Raw genomic sequence first — 17,494 nt, 5'->3', positions numbered from 1 at the left:
AAACTCGAATTAACAGGTACGTTTTGTCTTGTTTAGTTTTCAAAGATCATCTTCGCCGTTCTTAGCGGCTTTAATAATATAACATTTCGCTTCATCTTATGTCAATAACTTTTTTCAAGTTTATTTCCCGAAGCGTTTTATGTTTGTCACTGTGTGTCAGCGACGATTAATAATATATCACGAAAACTTTCTATTGGTCAATGCCTTTTCAAAACTTTTTTTGAAATAGTTTTATCGTGCATCTCAAACCCTTGTCCTGCATACAATCAAGTAACAATCTCGGACAAGGCAGGAGTGTTTGAATTGAGTCGATTATATGTGTTGCCTATTAAACGGCTGAAGCAAGTTGTCATTATTCTTGTAGCAGCCCTTGCAGCTGCAACCTTTTTTTATGTACAAAAGGCACCGCCGCTGTCGGTATTTAAAACAGAACACGGACCCCGAGCCATTTATAAAGGCGAGACTTCCTCAAAACATGTCTCCCTTACTTTTAATATCGGCTGGGGAGATGAGAAGGCAGTTCCTATTTTAAATGTCCTTCGAGAGTACGATATAAAGAACGCTACTTTCTTTCTGTCTGCTTCTTGGGCTGAGCGTCATCCTGATATCGTCAAACAAATTAGAGAGGACGGTCACCAAATCGGCAGCCTTGGCTATGCTTATAAAAATTATAGCCAGCTTGAAGATAGTGAAATCAAGCAAGATCTTGTCCGGGCACAAAATTCATTTCAAAAGCTTGGACTAGATGACATTCAACTATTAAGACCGCCAACTGGGCAATTTAACGAAAAAGCTTTAAAAATTGCCACACAGTACGGTTATACCGTTGTCCATTACAGCGTCAATTCACAGGATTGGCTGAATCCAGGCGTCGATCAGATTGTTCAGAATGTAAATGATCGAATGAAAAGCGGAGACATTGTTCTCCTCCATGCCTCAGATTCAGCAACCCAAACCGCTCAAGCCTTACCAGCTATTTTGAAACAAATCAAAGAAAAGAATTTAAAGAATGTGACGGTTGGCGAACTGATCTCCAATACCAAAACAAGGTCATCGGAAGTTAAGTAGCTTTTGCCTTTGAAAACCGCGGCATAGCTAATAACTGAAACGCATTACAGCCTAATAGCGGGAATAGCATTAAATACAGCCAGTCCTCTTCATTGACTCTGAGCGCCGGGAACCATTCTAGCGACGTGATGACAACCATGAGAAACATTGCGGAAACAAATGTTTTCTTAGAGGACTGCTGCTGTTTAAAGTACGCCACGATCAATGCGAACACACCGATAAAGACAGGCAGCCATAGGTATGGAAGAAATGATTCATTCTCCCCGAAAAACAAAAATCGCAAGTAAGCTAAATCAAACAGCACAAAGATCACCAGAAACAGCTGAATGGTATTCCATAAAGAATGTGACCGGAATATCTCTAGCGCAAACCGGTGCACCGTCAAAAAGACAACAAACCCCATCTGACTAATGACACTAAAAATCATCCCCACACCAATGAACCAAAATAACACAGATGCGATTTCTAGTATTTCAAACGATATAAAAAGCTTCTGATATTTCCCCCACTCCAGCGCAAAGCCTACCACGCTTGTAATGACCGCTCCAACAGCTAGCACAGAGAAGAAGAAACGAACTAAATCCCGACTTTTCATTGAATTGACCCAACCCCTATTTTTGTTATGTATAAATTCACGTGAAACATTCATATTAAAAGTAAGACATGTAACGAAAGGAGCCACAGTATGTCAAAAGGCATCTTGCGTATAATGAGCTGTTTTCTCCTTTTATCTCTAACAGCTTGTGCTCCCAAAACCCAATCCTCATCTAATATGGACTATGACGAAACAAAGAAAATGGTCGTCGATATATTGAAGACAGATGACGGTAAAAAGGCCATTCAACAGTTATTAAATGACGAGGCAATGAATGAAGCTTTGGTAATGGATGAACAAACTGTGAAAAAAACGATAGAGAAAACACTGACTTCTGATAAAGGCAAAGAGTTCTGGAAGAAGGTCTTTGAGGATTCTAAATTTGCCGAGACTTTCGCAAAATCCATGCAGCAACAGCATGAAAAGATGTTAAAACAGTTAATGAAGGACCCTGACTATCAGCAATTGATGATGGATATTCTCAAGGATCCTGAAATGGAAAAGAAATACGGTGAACTGGTGAAAAGCAAAGAGTTCAGAAAGCATTTAGAAAAAGTTATTACGGAAACATTAAGCAGTCCTCTTTATAAGAAGAAATTCGAAGATGAGCTTAAAAAAGCAGCATCTGAAAGCAGTGATTCCGGATCAAAAGGCAGCGAAGAAAGCGGCAGTTAAACATCACCCGAGTGGACATACATCCACTCGGGCTTTCATTATGCTTTTACTGCTAATTGTTCAATGACTTTATTCGCAATGTGTTGATACACTTCTCCTGTCGGATGACTCGCATCATAGACGGATGGAGCAAAATCCTCTTCATTCCAATCAGGCTGTCTTAAAGGAATTTGACCAAGGACCGATACTCGCAGCTCTTCTGCCAGCTTGTCCCCGCCCCCTTTTCCAAAGACATATTCTTTCTCACCTGTTTTTTTGCTTTCATAATAGCTCATATTCTCAACGACCCCTAGCACTTCGTGATCTGTTTGCAGTGCCATTGCGCCTGCTCTAGCAGCAACGAAGGCAGCTGTAGGATGCGGTGTTGTGACAATGATTTCTTTACAGCTTGGAAGCATTGTATGAATATCAAGCGCCACATCTCCCGTTCCAGGCGGAAGGTCTAATAGTAAGTAATCTAATTCTCCCCACTCGACTTCGTGGAAGAAGTTATTTAGCATTTTACCAAGCATCGGTCCTCTCCATATGACCGGTGCATTTTCTTCAACAAAAAAGCCCATTGAAATCACTTTGACACCAAAGCGTTCCACAGGAATAATTTTTTCCCCTTTAACCGTTGGTCTGACGGTGATTCCCATCATATCCGGTACACTAAAGCCATAAATATCTGCATCAATCAGTCCGACTTTTTTCCCTAGACGAGCCAGCGCTACAGCAAGGTTAACAGACACGGTGGATTTCCCAACGCCGCCCTTTCCGCTCGCTATCGCTAAGAACTCAGGCGGATTTTTAGAATTGAGCAGGTTTTCTTCCTCATCTTGTGAAGGCATAAACCTTTCAAGTGTTTCCTGAGGCAGTTCTTCAAAACGAAGTCCTACTGTGTTAGCACCCTCTGCTTTCAAGGCTTGTACGATGTCTTGCTGCAGCTTCATCTGCTCAGCAGTACCCGTTTTGGCAATAGCCACCTTTAAGCTCACATGCTCTTTTTCAGGCTTTAGGCTGATTTCCTTGATGGCATCTAGCTCACCAAGCGGTATATGAAGGAAAGGTTCGTCCATCTTCCCAACTAGTTTTCTCACATCATCTTGTCCGATCATAGCAGAACCTCACCCTTTATTGAATTCGTTTACAATCCAAGTATATCATACATATCCTTACAATGTCTGTCCTGTTTGCCTGCGTTCAAAAGGAAAAAGCCCCTTATTCAGGCGGCTCTTTTTGCTCTGTTAAATATCTTAAAATGCCTTTATAAATGGAGGCGGCTATTTGATCTTGATATTTAGGTGTTGCCAGCTGACCGGCCTCTTTCGGATTGGAGAGAAACCCAATCTCCACAAGAGCTCCTGGCTTTGTCACATTTTGCATTAAATAAATGCCATTGATCCGCTTCGCCTTTCGATCTGTGTTTTCAAGATTATTGCGTAATTCATCTTGTATGAACTTCGCTGCCTTTTCATTCTCTTCATACTTTCCGTAAAAAAACGTCTGCGCGCCGCTCCATTTGTTCGATGGGATCGCATTTAAATGAATACTTAAATAGAGATCCGCTTCAGACTCATTGATGACTTTTACGCGGTTTCTTAAATCTTCCGCTTTCTTCCGGGCATATCCCTTTGTGTTCTTTGATGATAAATCAGAATCATCCTCGCGGGTCATGAGAACAAGCGCTCCCTGCTCCTGCAAATAGTCACGTATCTTCATGGATACATCCAGTGCAATCTCTTTTTCAAGCAGCTCTCCTCCTACAGCCCCGCCATCTGGACCGCCATGACCCGGATCTAAATAGATGATCTTGCCGCTCAGAGGCAAGTTCCACGATTTCCACGAATCATCATTTAGAAATTGAAACCTGAATAAGAATAAGAGGACAATAAACCCGATTAAAAACCCTGTCCATTTCAGCTTTCTTTTCATCCCTGTCCCTCCCATACACCATTATTTTATAGATATGGGACAAGGACTGGAAATATGCTTAATGCAGCCGAAGCTTATGCCTTTTTTCTGATTCCCGAAAGCCTTCCTGCCACCACATGCTTAAAAAATCCTTCGCAAATGGATACAGACACGACATCTTCCGCTCCATTCGGAACATATTTCCCCACGATTGCAAACACCCCGCTAGCTCCTCAACCAGCTCATCTTCTTCATGAACTGACCGCTTCTTTATATCATCGAACGATTCACCGTACTTGCTCGACTCACCGTATCTCCCACCTGCTAAAAAAGCTTCAATGGCGAAATCGATGCAGCCATCACTCATAATCCCAGCTGGATCATCTGCAAATGGGAACAGCTTCTTCGTGAATTTCTCGGAAGCGACCGTCACCTGTTGAAGAGACAATGTACGCAACAGCTTCTTTTCAAGCGTGACATCTCGTTTTGTTTTCAATTGATAAAATGAAAGAACCTCTGCCATGGACTGAACTCCTTTTTTCTTTGTATTGTTCGTTGGTTTGAACAAAACATGCAGTTCAGTAAATGGAAATCAATGAGCTAATGGATTGGAAAATTGTGATAAGATGAACACTTATATATAGAAAGAATGGAAAAGGGGCAAAATTCATGAAGAAGTGGATGTATATCCTACTGCTACTAACAGTCGTCTTATCTGGATGCAGCAGTCACGCGACCGAGCAGAAGAGCGATATAAAAGGAATAGAAGACATATCATTAAAACAGCTTTCTAAGCACAAAAATTCTTATATTGGAGACAACGGAGCAATTGGCGCTATTTTATCAGATCTTCCAGGTAACGTGATTCGTGAGTATGAAATCGTAGATGAAAAAGAGCTAAAAGTGACATATGGCGTGAAAGAAAATGCCAATGATACAGAAGAACAATTTGATACATTTTGGTTTGACAAGAAGGATACCATTGAAAAAAACTACTTATATAACGCATTGGCACTTTTTATTCTTATCGATAATGCTGAGCAAGTGACACTCAAGATGAACTCTAACGACAAACAATCCGTCACGTTTAAAAGACAAGAGCTAGAAAAAAAGCTGCCTCACTCATTTAAAGAGTATCAAGACGATGCAGCGCTTTGGCAAAAGGAACTGGTTGATGGAGTTGTGAAGTCAAAAGAGAAACGCCAAGATGTATACAAAACGTTTCCCATGAAGAAATAATAAAACAGAGGGGTATCTCCCTCTGTTTTATTGATGATTATTTAGTAAAAGCTTGAATCAATCTTTGTCGAAAGTGTTGATCCACTGCTGCAGTAAGCATAAATTCATTGAATACTTCCTCAATCCAGTGAGAATTGTTCGCTTTCGGATCATTGATAAAAAGAGTGATGGATATAGAGGATGTTTCTGTTCTTCGATATAAAGCAGCTGTGAAAACAAACAATGTTGCTCCGCCTTTATACCAAAGATATTGATCTGTTTCCTTTTTGAATGTTTCTCCCAGTACGATTTGGCTAAAAAGACTTTTTTCTTCTGTTGTTAACAGCTCATCCTGCAGACGTTTCATAAGATGTGCATATTGATTCGTTGTAGACTTTGTCATCTTTTGCGTCAGTAATGATTGAATACGCAAGCTTAACAAGTTCTTTTTCATCAATTTTTCTTCTAACGCCTTTTTTTGCTCTTGGTTATTTTTCATGATATTAAAAATCTCAATCATCAGAGATTTGTATTGCTCATCAGTTACACCGCTCATTTTCTTTAATGCATCCCGCCGATGATTAGATACATAGGCTGGCCACAACAGCTTGGGTGTCAGCGGCATGAGTTCATCATGTTCTGTAAGACCCGCTTGTTTCATCCGATCATTGATCTTATCTAAGCCGAGCCGGTCAATCAAATAATCAGTACAAGCATTCGAACTGACTTGCATCATCCCTTTGGCAACATCTAATAAAGTTGCATGCTCAGAAAAATCGTTGACCTCCAGCCAGTATGTGTGAGCACCGCCATCGGTTCTATCAATATAAAACCGCTCTATGTCCGCCAATGCCACTTTTTCATCTAGCTTGCTGTCACCGCTAGAGACGGTTTTAACAAAATGAAACAAAACCATTAATTTCACCGTACTTGCAAGTGGTGTTTTTTGATTACCATTCCAATCTAATACCACATCTTCATTTTCAATGATTGTCGCTGATACGTCCTTTTTGTTTTTTGTGACAAATGTCAAAAGATCTTCCTTTGTTTTATTCAAATGTTTCTCCTTTCCCAACCACTATAGATTCTCATCTTTAATATAACAAATATTTGAAATAAAGGCACAAAAAAAGAAGTGGTTTGTGAATCCCCTCCGCTTCTTAATGATTTTATTCATGAGGCAGTTGCAGCTTCATCCCATCATGCGTAGCTTCAAAGCCCAACTTTTCGTAAAAACGGCGTGCATCTGGTCTCTGTTTGTCTGTTGTTAGCTGAATCATATGACAACCGCGGTCACTTGCGTGCTGAATAGCCTTTTTTATCAACATCGTGCCAATTCCTTTCCCTCTATGAGACGAGGCCGTACGAACTCCTTCTATTGAAGCTCTCCATCCTCCTTGATGTGCAAGAAATGGCGTCATGGTTAATTGGAGAACACCAACAGCTTCTTCCTGATCACACGCAACAATGAGTTCAATATTTGGATCAGCATCCATTGAATGAAAGGCTTCGATATAGCTTTCTAACAATGGTTGCGTGTAACGCTCTCTTTTTTGACCTAACATATCATCCGCGAGCATGAAGACGATTTTATCGAGATCATCCAGCTTGGCTTCTCTGAATGTCAGTTGACTGAACCCCATTGAACACACCTCCTATGAACTGAAGTGGAACTTATTGACCAAAATACCATTGATGCGCGTTCTTATATAAGATGTGATCAGCTGCTTTTTCATCAAAGAGCTGTTGAATCAACTCAACATCACCGTATTCAAATGGACGCTTCGCCCTTGTGGATGGAAGGTCTGTACCAAACATCAGTGCATCAGGATTCGTTTGATAAATGGATGTCAACGCATGTTCAACGTTTAAATCGACACGTCCAAAACCTGTTGCTTTTACCCGAACTCCTTTATCAACCAGCTTGAGCAAATGTGGCAAACCTTCTTCCGATAAGCCTAAATGATCAATCGAAACGGCTGGTAGCTGTTCAAGCGTAGATGAGATGTCAGGGAGATGCTTAGCGTCTATGTAGAGCTCACTATGCCATCCCGCCAGCTCATACACCCTTCTCGCAAAATAATCGAGCTTCGAAATATCCTCCGAACCGCCACGCTTCACATTAAAACGTAAAGCCTTCACCCCATGTTGATCCAAATGAACAATCTCATCATCAGTTGCCGTAAAAGGTAATTGAGTCACGCCGCAAAAATCTGGCCCCAGTTCATCTAGCGCTTTCAACAAATAGCCTTGATCAAAGCCTTGAAATGACCCTGAGACGATGGCTCCACCTACAATCCCCAGATCAGCCGTCTCTCTCCTATAATCATTCACCACATAACTAGGGGGTGTATACCCTTGGTTTTCTTGAATGGGAAAATCAAAATCAATGATATGAAAATGTGCATCAAAGATCCTCATGCTTGGCGCCCCTCTTCTGCTTATTTGATCTGATTATATCAATAGCGAAAGCCAAGGGATATTTGGAATGACGAATTACTTCATATCATGAAAACTTATCAAGTTTTCCATTCCTCACTTAAGATGGCATAGTAAAACTCATCCCACCACTCATTTCCTTGTGGGATACATTTTTCAAAATATCCTTCTCTTCTCATCCCCATTTTCTCCATCACTCTCCACGATGGCACATTTTCAGGCTGACAAGTGGCAATGATCCGATGTAAATTCATTGTGTGAAAGCCATGATGCAGTACAGCATAGGCTGCTTCAGATGCATAGCCTTTGTTTTGATATACAGGATTGAAAACCCAGCCAATTTCATACGTGTGATCACCAAAGTAAGGATGAAATGCGATATGCCCGATGCATGTATGATCTTCTTTTAATAGGACAGCGACATACTTAGCATCTTCATGACGATTATTTTTGACAAATTCCTTCGCATCTACTTTAGAAAATACATCTTCCGGAATATACTTCATCACTACCGGATCAGATGTATAAGCATAGACATCCTGCCAATCATCATCAGCAAATGGACGAATGAGACATCTTTCTGTCGTTAGATTCATAGGACAGCCTCCATCTTTTTTAACAAAAAACTTCTATACTCATATTTTATACGTATTCAAGAGGAAGAGACCAGTTATGATCTATCACATAAAAAGCACAAAAAAAAGCACCAGCACGAAGCTGATGCTTTTTTTATAAGGTTTGTTTGTAACAAACCTTTGTAAAACGTCCATACAATATAAAATTGATTAACGTTTTGAGAACTGAGGTGCGCGACGTGCGCCTTTAAGACCGTATTTCTTACGCTCTTTCATACGAGGGTCACGAGTAAGAAGTCCAGCACGTTTAAGTGATGTACGGTACTCAGGATCTACTTCTAGAAGAGCACGAGAGATACCGTGACGAATTGCTCCAGCTTGACCAGAGAATCCACCACCGTGAACAGTTACAAGAACATCGTAGCTGTTAGCTGTTTCTGTGATGTTCAAAGGCTGTTTCACGTCTTCGATTAAAGCAGCGAATGGAATGTATTCAGTAATTTCACGATTATTAACGACGATACGGCCTTCACCTGGAACTAAGCGAACGCGCGCTACAGAACTTTTACGACGACCTGTACCGTAATATTGAACCTGTGCCAAATTGTTAACCTCCCTTATAATTAACCGCGAAGTTCGTAAACTTCAGGTTGTTGTGCTTGATGTGGATGCTCAGAACCACGGTACACATTTAATTTTTTGAACATTTGACGGCCTAATGGACCCTTTGGAAGCATACCTTTGATAGCAAGCTCCAACATTTTTTCAGGGTAGTTTGTACGCATCTCAAGAGCAGTTCTTTGTTTCAAACCACCTGGGTGCATTGTGTGACGGTAGTAAATTTTGTCCGTCAATTTCTTACCTGTTAATTCGATTTTCTCAGCATTGATGATGATGACGTGATCACCTGTATCAACGTGTGGTGTATAAGTTGGTTTGTGCTTACCGCGCAAAAGTGATGCTACTTCAGTAGAAAGACGACCTAGAGTCTTGCCTGCCGCATCAACAACTAGCCATTTGCGCTCAATTGTGCTTGCGTTCGCCATTGGTGTTGTACGCATGAGTTTCCCTCCTAAATAAATCAATGATTTTTCCTTGAATCAAATGCTACGTTCTATTTCAAAACACAAGATAAGTCTTCCGGGGCTTATTTGTGGGGTTGAAATACATACCATATGATATCTTATAACTTTCTGCTTCCTGTGTCAAGAACATGTTACACCTGGTTTAGTTGTCATAGAAAACTTCCCATAAATACAGTCCGTGACTAGGCGCAGTCTTGCCTGCCGCTTCGCGATTTCGGGCGGCAAGCATGGCTTTTATCTCATCAGGGTGAAATTTACCAGATCCGATTTCAAGTAACGTTCCAGCGAAAATTCGCACCATGTTGTATAAAAATCCATTTCCTCTCACACGCATTTCAAGCCCGTCTGAGACGTTTTTCCACTCGAGGGTGTAAATCTCTCTCACCTTGTCCTGGACCTCTGTATTGGCCGCACAAAAGCTTGTGAAGTCGTGTGTGCCAATGAGGTGCCCAGCAGCTTCTCTCATTTTGTCTGCATCCAGCCGGTAAGGAAAGTGGCAGGCATACTGTCTCGTGAACACATTTTGGTGCGTTTCCGTTGAGACCTTATAACGGTACTCCTTCGAAACGACACTAAAACGTGCATGAAACGACTCATCCACTTCCTCAGCCTTTAGAACCCGGATGTCATCCGGCAGGAGACTGTTGAGGGCAAAAGGCCATCTTTCCATCGGAATCGAGAGCGGCGTGTCGAAATGGATGACCTGCCCCTTCGCATGGACGCCACTGTCCGTCCGGCCAGAAGCCACAATCGGAATCAGTTCATCCTGTTTATGCATTCTTGCAAGAGCAGACTCGATCTCCGTCTGAACAGTCCGCTGCCCAGGCTGCACCTGATAGCCTTTAAAATGTGTCCCATCGTAGGATACGGTACATTTGACCTTCATCTAGGAATCACCTAATTTCTCAGAAATACAAGGAGTGCTGTTAACAGGATGAATAGGAGCAGTGTGAACGTGTCTTTCATGCCCCAGACAAGCTGACGGTATTTCGTCCGCCCTTCTCCTCCGCGGTAGCCTCTCGCTTCCATAGCGGTCGCCAGTTCCTCTGCACGCTTAAACGCACTGACGAAAAGCGGGACAAGTAAAGGAACGATGGCTTTCATGCGATCTTTAAGAGGTCCGCTTGTAAAATCAACACCTCTTGCCATTTGCGCCTTCATGATTTTGTCCGTCTCTTCTAGTAAAGTTGGAATGAACCGAAGAGAGATGGACATCATGAGAGCAAGCTCATGAACGGGCAGTTTGATTTTACGGAATGGGTGAAGCAGCTTTTCCATACCGTCTGTCACTTCTATAGGCGTTGTGGTTAACGTCAGAAGTGTCGTCATCATGATGAGATAGACAAAACGGAGAGAAATGAAAATCCCCTGCTTTAGACCTTCTTCATAAATATTTAAAAAACCAAAGTGAAATAGCAAGGCGCCATCCTTTGTCATGAAGATATGCAGTATGAAGGTAAACAGGACAATCCATAGGATCGGCTTCATTCCTTTGAGAATAAAGTATAGCGGCACCTGAGAAACCATCACCACAAGGAGGGTAAAGACACCTAAAAGCCCGTAAGTGATGTAATTATTAGCAAAAAAGACAATAAAGACAAAAAAGAAAATTGATAACAGCTTTGTCCTTGGATCAAGACGATGGACAAAGGATGAACCTGGCACATACTTGCCGATAATCATACTATCCATCATGATGTCGTGTCCTCCTGATAAAGAGCTGTTAAGGCTTCTGCCATTTCATCCATGGTCAGAAGCGGCCTTGGAAACGTAATGCCCAGCTTTTTTTCTACAGTCTGCTGGAATTTAATCGTTTCTGGGAGGTCGAGACCAAACGAAGACATGTCTGTACGATTGGCAAACAATTCTCTCGGCGTACCTGTCGCCTTCACCGTTCCTTTATGCATCACAATCATTTGATCCGCATAATGAGCTGCATCCTCCATACTGTGTGTAACCAGAATCGTGGTGAGGTTTGCCTTTTGATGAAGCTCATAGAACATGTCCATGATTTCCTTACGTCCGCGTGGATCTAATCCTGCAGTCGGCTCATCCAGCACAAGCACTTCTGGCTCCATCGCTAGAACACCTGCAATCGCCACACGTCTCATTTGACCGCCGCTTAGTTCAAAGGGAGATCGAGATAATAAGGATTCAGGAAGACCAACTAGCTTCAGCATTTCCTTCGCCTTTGCTTCTGCCTTCTCCTGAGGAACACCGAAATTCATCGGACCAAAGCAGATATCCTTAAGGATCGTTTCTTCAAAGAGCTGATGCTCAGGAAACTGAAACACGATGCCTACTTTTTTCCGAAGTGACTTTAAATCCTTCTGCTTTTTATTGGCTTGTAAGATGGTATCCCCAAGCGCAATGCTCCCCTTCGTTGGTTTGAGCAAGCCATTTAAATGCTGCAGCAACGTGGACTTGCCAGAGCCCGTATGACCAATGACAGCGACATAGCTGCCCTCTTGAATGGAAGCATTGACATCATACAAAGCGAGACGCTCAAACGGCGTTTTCATTTGATAACGATGCTCTAATTCTTTGATCGTAATGTCCATAGCTCTTTCACCAATCCTTCTTGTGTCAAATGGGCATTTGCAAGCGGTACACCTTGCTGCTTCAATTGTTTGCTCAGCCGATAGGAGAATGGCAGATCAAGTCCAATTTGAACTAGCTCTTCGTCTAGTTCAAATACTTCCTCTGGGGTTCCCTCGGCAAATTTTTTCCCGCCATTCATGACAATGACCCGGTCTGCCTTGGCGGCCTCGTCTAAATCATGTGTAATGGAAATGACTGTGACCGTCCCTTGTTCCTTCAATAGTCTAACAGTCTCTAACACTTCTTCACGGCCAATCGGATCAAGCATCGATGTTGCTTCATCCAAGATCATGATGTCAGGGCTTGCGGCAAGTACACCTGCAATAGCGACTCTCTGCTTTTGCCCGCCTGATAGATGGTGCGGCTCTTGATCAAGAAACTCCTGCATATTGACCTGTTTGACAGCCCAATCTACACGTTCTATCATCAATTCCCGCTCAACCCCGTTATTTTCTAAACCAAAAGCCACATCATCACGAACCGTTGAGCCAACGAATTGGTTATCTGGGTTTTGAAAGACCATTCCGACCTTTTTGCGAATATCCCAGACACTCTCTTCTTTCAGCTCAATCTCTCCAACCTTGACCGTTCCAGCATCCGGTAAAATGAGCCCATTCAGTACACGGGCAAGTGTGGATTTACCTGAACCGTTATGACCAACAATGGCGAGCCATTCATTTTGATTCACATGCAATGACACTTGATCTAAAGCGGGCTTGTCCGCATCCTTGTGATAACGAAATACAATGTCCTTTACGTCAATTAATGTCTTCCCCATCTCTACCGGACCTCCTCTCAGCTCAACCTCTTCTTTGCTTCTTGCTAAAAAGCCGTAGTATCTAAAAAAGGGCATAGATCCAGTTATGAACTGTCCCGCCCTTTCTTAGATACACGCTATGTGATTAAACTAATTCAATGACAGCCATTGGTGCGCCATCGCCGCGACGAGGTCCAAGCTTCATGATACGAGTGTATCCACCTTGGCGATCTTCGTAGCGAGTTGCAACGTCAGCGAATAATTTTTGAAGTGCATCTTGGTTTGTTTCAGCGTTAGCTACTTCATTACGAATGTAAGCTGCAGCTTGACGGCGAGCATGAAGATCTCCGCGTTTGCCAAGAGTGATCATTTTTTCAACTACAGAGCGAAGTTCTTTCGCACGTGTTTCAGTTGTTTCGATGCGTTCGTTGATGATCAAATCAGTCGTTAGGTCACGAAGCATTGCTTTACGTTGTGCACTAGTGCGTCCTAGCTTTCTGTATGCCATGTGATGTCCCCTCCTTAGTTAGAGAATGCTGTATGAATAAAAAACACACGAAAATCCTAGTTCACAATGAAACTAGTCAATCGTCTTTACGAAGACCCAGTCCAAGTTCTTCTAGTTTCGCTTTCACTTCTTCAAGAGATTTACGTCCAAGGTTACGAACTTTCATCATATCCTCTTCTGTCTTGTTAGCAAGCTCTTGAACAGTATTAATACCCGCACGCTTCAAACAGTTGTAAGAACGAACAGAAAGATCAAGCTCTTCAATTGTCATTTCAAGCACTTTTTCTTTTTGGTCTTCTTCTTTCTCAACCATAATCTCAGCATGCTGAGCTTCGTCAGTTAACCCAACGAAAATATTCAGGTGTTCAGTTAAAATCTTAGAACCTAGAGCGATCGCTTCTTTCGGTCCTGTGCTTCCATCAGTCCATACATCTAGTGTTAATTTATCATAGTTTGTGATTTGCCCAACACGGGTGTTCTCCACTTGATAAGTCACACGAGAGACAGGTGTATAGATTGAGTCGATCGGAATCACACCGATTGGCTGATCGTCTCTTTTGTTTGCATCAGCAGGATTATACCCGCGACCTCTTTGTGCAGTTAAGCGAACACGGAAGCTCGCATTCTTGCCAAGAGTTGCGATGTGGAGATCTGGATTTAAAATTTCAATATCGCTGTCGTGTGTAATATCAGCAGCTGTTACAGTACCTTCATCTTGTACATCAATTTCAAGCGTCTTCTCTTCTTCAGAGTAGATTTTCAGTGCAAGCTTTTTAATGTTTAAGATAATCGTTGTAACATCTTCAACCACGCCTTCGATCGTTGAGAATTCGTGTAAGACACCATCTATCTGGATCGATGTTACAGCTGCACCAGGAAGTGAGGATAAAAGGATACGACGAAGGGAGTTCCCTAAAGTGGTACCATATCCACGCTCAAGTGGCTCTACGACAAACTTGCCATACTTGGCATCGTCGCTGATTTCAACCGTTTCGATTTTTGGTTTTTCAATTTCGATCATCTAATAAAACCCTCCTTCAAAACGTCGAAACCTCGAATAGAATCATATGAGATTCCATCCGAAATTCCTCATTGTTTAGTCCCGTATGTGCTCAGGCAACGAGTCGTGTATTCGTCTCATAAATAACTGTATCATAACCCATTATTGACAGGGACACAAAATCTATACAAACAAATTACACGCGGCGACGTTTTGGTGGACGGCATCCGTTATGAGGAACTGGAGTTACGTCTCTGATTGCAGTAACTTCAAGACCTGCAGCTTGAAGTGCACGAATTGCAGCTTCACGACCAGAACCAGGACCTTTAACAGTTACTTCAAGTGTTTTAAGACCATGTTCGATAGAACCTTTAGCAGCAGTTTCAGCAGCCATTTGTGCAGCGAAAGGAGTAGATTTACGAGAACCTCTGAATCCTAATGCACCAGCACTTGACCAAGAAATTGCGTTTCCATGAACATCAGTAATCGTTACAATCGTGTTGTTGAAAGTGGAACGAATATGAGCGATTCCAGCTTCAATATTCTTTTTCACGCGACGTTTACGCGTATTTTGTTTACGAGCAGCAGCCATTCTTTAACTACCTCCTTTACTTATTTTTTCTTGTTAGCTACAGTACGACGCGGACCTTTACGAGTACGCGCGTTGTTTTTTGTGTTTTGTCCACGAACAGGAAGTCCTCTACGATGACGGATTCCGCGGTAGCTTCCGATTTCAATTAGACGCTTAATGTTAAGTGAAACTTCACGACGAAGGTCACCTTCTACTTTAAGTTTGTCAATGATATCACGGATTTTACCAAGTTCGTCTTCAGTTAGATCGCGAACGCGAGTGTCTTCAGAAACACCTGCTTCTTTAAGGACTTGTTGCGCAGTCGTACGACCAATTCCAAAAACATATGTTAAAGAAATGACAACACGTTTATCACGTGGAATATCTACACCAGCAATACGAGCCATGATTTGGGCACCTCCTTGTTATTAGCCTTGTTTTTGTTTATGTTTTGGGTTTTCACAGATCACCATTACTTTTCCTTTTCTGCGAATAACTTTACATTTTTCACAGATAGGTTTAACAGATGGTCTCACTTTCATGTGTTTCCAACCTCCTTCTTCCGGAGTTGCTTTATTTGTAACGGTACGTAATTCTACCACGAGTTAAGTCATATGGAGATAATTCTACCGTAACTTTGTCTCCAGGTAAAATGCGAATGAAGTGCATACGGATTTTTCCTGATACATGAGCCAAAACTGTATGACCATTCTCTAGTTCAACTTTGAACATTGCATTTGGCAAAGTTTCTGCTACAGTACCTTCCACTTCAATTACATCGTCTTTCGCCATTCAAGTGTTCTCCCTTCTTCAAATCAGTAACTTGCTCTCTGACAAATGTCCAAATGAGTTTATCTCAATTGTCCATCTATCACCCGACCTGTTTTGAATATACTGTTCTGAACTTCCGGAGATACGCAACCATAAAAGGTTATATGATTGATATTTTTTCTTAGGAGAATGAAATTTACGCTTTTCTCCGTCTGCGATTAGTACATGGCAGCCACCGAACATGCCGATGACACCTGTATACTGATCTTGTTCTTTCCTTTGGACTATACAGACAACCTGCCCGATTTGGGCCTGAAAGGCTTCAGTGAAGACCTAAATCTTAGTCAGTATATCAAAACCTGTATCTGTAATCGCAATCGTATGCTCAAAGTGAGCACACTTTTTCCCATCAACCGTTACAACCGTCCAGTTATCAGCCAATGTTTTCACATATCGGCTGCCTGCGTTCACCATCGGTTCGATGGCCAACACCATTCCAGGTTTTAGCCGCGGGCCTTTGTTGGGCGGACCATAATGAGGAATTTGAGGGTCCTCATGAAGATCCTGTCCGACCCCATGTCCAACATATTCTCTAACAACTGAGAAATTCTCGTTTTCTACATACGTTTGTATGGCATGGGAAATGTTCGACAGACGTTCGCCTGGCTTTGCTTCCTGTAAGCCTTTATATAGAGATTCCTCTGTGACTTCCAGTAATTTGCGGTCTTCATCACTGATTACCCCAACTGGATAAGTCCAAGCAGAGTCACCATGATAGCCATTTAACTTTGCGCCAATATCGATACTAATGATGTCACCATCACGTAAAACCCGTTTACCAGGAATACCGTGAACGAGTTCTTCATTCACCGAAACGCAAATGCTCCCGCGAAAACCATTATACCCTTTAAAAGATGGGATTGCACCCTGCTTTGTAATAAAACGTTCGGCAATTTGATCCAATTCTTTTGTCGAAATACCTGGTTTTATGTGTTTCTTCAGCTCTTCATGAGTCAGTGCGACAATGCGTCCAGCTTCTCTCATAATCTCAAGCTCGCGAGGAGTTTTACAGATAATCATTTATTTAATCCCCCAAGCAGGCCCTTGATATCTGCATATACATCATTAATGTGTTTTGCACCATCAATGTTTGCAAGATATCCTTTTTCTGAATAGAAGTTCAGTAAAGGTTCAGTCTGCTTTAAGTTTACTTCAAGTCTAGTCGAAACGGTTTCTGCATTATCATCTGCACGTTGATAAAGCTCGCCTCCACACTTATCGCAAACATTTTCTTTCGCAGGTGGATTGAATACTAAATGATAGGTTGCTCCGCAATTTTTGCAAATTCTTCGGCCAGTCAGACGCTCCATCAATGCATCTTTATCGACTTTAATATTAATGACATAATCAATCGTTCTGCCAAGGTCCTTTAGAATGTCTTCTAAAGCTTCAGCCTGAGCGACTGTTCGCGGAAATCCGTCCAGAAGAAAACCTTGTTCACAATCATTTTTGCCAAGTCTTTCTCTAACAATACCGATTGTGACCTCATCAGGAACAAGCTCTCCTTTATCGATAAAGGATTTTGCTTCGAGCCCAAGTTGTGTCTCCTCTTTCATAGCAGCGCGGAACATATCTCCTGTTGAGATATGAGGGATCCCATAATCATCAACAATTCGTTCTGCCTGAGTGCCTTTACCAGCACCCGGAAGCCCCATTAAGACTAAGTTCATTTCGGATT

The 17,494-nt window shown here is 42.1% G+C and carries 25 protein-coding genes and 1 pseudogene; 3 read left to right on the top strand and 23 right to left on the bottom strand.

Translation table 11 applies throughout. The features are described 5' to 3' along the window. The first annotated feature begins 303 nt into the window (after nucleotides 1-303). Nucleotides 304-1,068, top strand: coding sequence for a polysaccharide deacetylase family sporulation protein PdaB (gene pdaB / locus QRN39_RS02690; protein WP_137055639.1), 765 nt, complete (start codon nucleotides 304-306; stop codon nucleotides 1,066-1,068). Here the strand turns inward: pdaB and kbaA are convergent. Continuing rightward, entirely contained in the window at nucleotides 1,061-1,663 is a 603-nt protein-coding gene (kbaA, locus tag QRN39_RS02685) for a KinB-signaling pathway activation protein (RefSeq protein ID WP_003217204.1), read from the bottom strand. The two genes, pdaB and kbaA, sit on opposite strands and share 8 nt — an antisense overlap. Nucleotides 1,664-1,753: 90 nt before the next feature. On the opposite strand from kbaA, the gene gerD reads away from it, so the two are divergent. Further along, nucleotides 1,754-2,338 (top strand): spore germination lipoprotein GerD, encoded by a 585-nt coding sequence (gene gerD, locus QRN39_RS02680; RefSeq protein WP_003217144.1) that lies wholly within the window; start codon nucleotides 1,754-1,756, stop codon nucleotides 2,336-2,338. Between the two features lie 38 nt (nucleotides 2,339-2,376). Here the strand turns inward: gerD and QRN39_RS02675 are convergent, their stop codons facing one another. The 3 genes from QRN39_RS02675 to QRN39_RS02665 all read right to left on the bottom strand — a co-directional run bounded on the left by QRN39_RS02675 (nucleotide 2,377) and on the right by QRN39_RS02665 (nucleotide 4,754). Continuing rightward, the gene (locus QRN39_RS02675; protein ID WP_226804574.1) at nucleotides 2,377-3,435 is read right to left on the bottom strand and encodes an Mrp/NBP35 family ATP-binding protein; all 1,059 of its coding nucleotides are present in this window, start codon (nucleotides 3,433-3,435) and stop codon (nucleotides 2,377-2,379) included. A 103-nt stretch (nucleotides 3,436-3,538) separates the two neighbouring features. Further along, a complete protein-coding gene (cwlD, locus tag QRN39_RS02670; protein WP_017359175.1) occupies nucleotides 3,539-4,252 on the bottom strand; it encodes an N-acetylmuramoyl-L-alanine amidase CwlD in 714 nt (237 codons plus the stop codon). A gap of 58 nt (nucleotides 4,253-4,310) precedes the next feature. After that, the gene (locus tag QRN39_RS02665; protein WP_050945810.1) at nucleotides 4,311-4,754 is read right to left on the bottom strand and encodes a YbaK family protein; all 444 of its coding nucleotides are present in this window, start codon (nucleotides 4,752-4,754) and stop codon (nucleotides 4,311-4,313) included. A gap of 146 nt (nucleotides 4,755-4,900) precedes the next feature. Here QRN39_RS02665 and QRN39_RS02660 point away from each other — a divergent pair, with 146 nt between their 5' ends. After that, nucleotides 4,901-5,470 carry a DUF4825 domain-containing protein gene (locus QRN39_RS02660; protein ID WP_137055638.1) on the top strand — a complete coding sequence of 190 codons (570 nt, stop codon included), beginning with the start codon at nucleotides 4,901-4,903 and terminating at the stop codon, nucleotides 5,468-5,470. 37 nt (nucleotides 5,471-5,507) lie between these two features. Here QRN39_RS02660 and QRN39_RS02655 read toward each other — a convergent pair whose 3' ends face one another. The 19 genes and pseudogenes from QRN39_RS02655 to QRN39_RS02565 all read right to left on the bottom strand — a co-directional run bounded on the left by QRN39_RS02655 (nucleotide 5,508) and on the right by QRN39_RS02565 (nucleotide 17,486). Beyond that, on the bottom strand, nucleotides 5,508-6,506 hold the full coding sequence (locus QRN39_RS02655) for a serine hydrolase (RefSeq protein ID WP_284906171.1): 999 nt from the start codon (nucleotides 6,504-6,506) through the stop codon (nucleotides 5,508-5,510). Between the two features lie 112 nt (nucleotides 6,507-6,618). Continuing rightward, nucleotides 6,619-7,092, bottom strand: a complete 474-nt coding sequence (locus tag QRN39_RS02650) for a GNAT family N-acetyltransferase (protein ID WP_212046746.1) — start codon at nucleotides 7,090-7,092, stop codon at nucleotides 6,619-6,621. Between the two features lie 31 nt (nucleotides 7,093-7,123). After that, nucleotides 7,124-7,870: an amidohydrolase family protein gene (locus QRN39_RS02645; protein WP_284906170.1), complete on the bottom strand. Its 747-nt coding sequence runs from the start codon at nucleotides 7,868-7,870 to the stop codon at nucleotides 7,124-7,126. A 98-nt stretch (nucleotides 7,871-7,968) separates the two neighbouring features. Continuing rightward, nucleotides 7,969-8,484 (bottom strand): GNAT family N-acetyltransferase, encoded by a 516-nt coding sequence (locus QRN39_RS02640; protein WP_212046748.1) that lies wholly within the window; start codon nucleotides 8,482-8,484, stop codon nucleotides 7,969-7,971. Between the two features lie 189 nt (nucleotides 8,485-8,673). Continuing rightward, nucleotides 8,674-9,066, bottom strand: a complete 393-nt coding sequence (rpsI, locus tag QRN39_RS02635) for a 30S ribosomal protein S9 (protein WP_003217273.1) — start codon at nucleotides 9,064-9,066, stop codon at nucleotides 8,674-8,676. Nucleotides 9,067-9,086: 20 nt separating this feature from the next. After that, nucleotides 9,087-9,524: a 50S ribosomal protein L13 gene (gene rplM / locus QRN39_RS02630; protein ID WP_003217042.1), complete on the bottom strand. Its 438-nt coding sequence runs from the start codon at nucleotides 9,522-9,524 to the stop codon at nucleotides 9,087-9,089. Nucleotides 9,525-9,690: 166 nt separating this feature from the next. Beyond that, nucleotides 9,691-10,434 carry a tRNA pseudouridine(38-40) synthase TruA gene (truA, locus tag QRN39_RS02625; RefSeq protein WP_113386637.1) on the bottom strand — a complete coding sequence of 248 codons (744 nt, stop codon included), beginning with the start codon at nucleotides 10,432-10,434 and terminating at the stop codon, nucleotides 9,691-9,693. An 11-nt stretch (nucleotides 10,435-10,445) separates the two neighbouring features. Beyond that, a complete protein-coding gene (locus QRN39_RS02620; protein WP_003217024.1) occupies nucleotides 10,446-11,243 on the bottom strand; it encodes an energy-coupling factor transporter transmembrane component T family protein in 798 nt (265 codons plus the stop codon). Next, the gene (locus QRN39_RS02615; RefSeq protein WP_003216922.1) at nucleotides 11,240-12,109 is read right to left on the bottom strand and encodes an energy-coupling factor ABC transporter ATP-binding protein; all 870 of its coding nucleotides are present in this window, start codon (nucleotides 12,107-12,109) and stop codon (nucleotides 11,240-11,242) included. The genes QRN39_RS02620 and QRN39_RS02615 overlap by 4 nt, the downstream gene beginning before the upstream one ends. Beyond that, complete coding sequence (locus QRN39_RS02610; protein ID WP_050945818.1) at nucleotides 12,085-12,927, bottom strand: energy-coupling factor ABC transporter ATP-binding protein; 843 nt, start codon at nucleotides 12,925-12,927, stop codon at nucleotides 12,085-12,087. Before QRN39_RS02610 ends, QRN39_RS02615 begins: the two co-directional genes overlap by 25 nt. Nucleotides 12,928-13,051: 124 nt before the next feature. Continuing rightward, entirely contained in the window at nucleotides 13,052-13,414 is a 363-nt protein-coding gene (gene rplQ / locus QRN39_RS02605) for a 50S ribosomal protein L17 (protein ID WP_003216944.1), read from the bottom strand. Between the two features lie 76 nt (nucleotides 13,415-13,490). After that, nucleotides 13,491-14,435: a DNA-directed RNA polymerase subunit alpha gene (locus tag QRN39_RS02600; protein WP_003217009.1), complete on the bottom strand. Its 945-nt coding sequence runs from the start codon at nucleotides 14,433-14,435 to the stop codon at nucleotides 13,491-13,493. A 175-nt stretch (nucleotides 14,436-14,610) separates the two neighbouring features. After that, complete coding sequence (gene rpsK / locus QRN39_RS02595; RefSeq protein ID WP_003217231.1) at nucleotides 14,611-15,006, bottom strand: 30S ribosomal protein S11; 396 nt, start codon at nucleotides 15,004-15,006, stop codon at nucleotides 14,611-14,613. 20 nt (nucleotides 15,007-15,026) lie between these two features. Further along, nucleotides 15,027-15,392 carry a 30S ribosomal protein S13 gene (gene rpsM, locus QRN39_RS02590; RefSeq protein WP_003217023.1) on the bottom strand — a complete coding sequence of 122 codons (366 nt, stop codon included), beginning with the start codon at nucleotides 15,390-15,392 and terminating at the stop codon, nucleotides 15,027-15,029. Between the two features lie 21 nt (nucleotides 15,393-15,413). Further along, nucleotides 15,414-15,527, bottom strand: coding sequence for a 50S ribosomal protein L36 (gene rpmJ, locus QRN39_RS02585; protein WP_003156543.1), 114 nt, complete (start codon nucleotides 15,525-15,527; stop codon nucleotides 15,414-15,416). A 31-nt stretch (nucleotides 15,528-15,558) separates the two neighbouring features. Continuing rightward, nucleotides 15,559-15,777 (bottom strand): translation initiation factor IF-1, encoded by a 219-nt coding sequence (gene infA / locus QRN39_RS02580; RefSeq protein ID WP_003217190.1) that lies wholly within the window; start codon nucleotides 15,775-15,777, stop codon nucleotides 15,559-15,561. Next, nucleotides 15,755-16,062, bottom strand: a pseudogene (locus QRN39_RS02575) (KOW domain-containing RNA-binding protein). Before QRN39_RS02575 ends, infA begins: the two are co-directional and overlap by 23 nt. 27 nt (nucleotides 16,063-16,089) lie before the next feature. Further along, nucleotides 16,090-16,836: a type I methionyl aminopeptidase gene (gene map / locus QRN39_RS02570; RefSeq protein WP_003217210.1), complete on the bottom strand. Its 747-nt coding sequence runs from the start codon at nucleotides 16,834-16,836 to the stop codon at nucleotides 16,090-16,092. Further along, a complete protein-coding gene (locus tag QRN39_RS02565) occupies nucleotides 16,833-17,486 on the bottom strand; it encodes an adenylate kinase (protein WP_253621931.1) in 654 nt (217 codons plus the stop codon). Before QRN39_RS02565 ends, map begins: the two co-directional genes overlap by 4 nt. Nucleotides 17,487-17,494 lie beyond the last annotated feature (8 nt).

Source organism: Bacillus sp. lyk4-R2A-2, from assembly GCF_030209735.1.
GTDB classification, from domain to species: Bacteria; Bacillota; Bacilli; order Bacillales; family Bacillaceae; genus Bacillus; species Bacillus pumilus.
The sequence above is the reverse complement of the archived record's forward strand: the minus strand, read 5'-3'. Positions and strand labels throughout refer to the sequence as shown.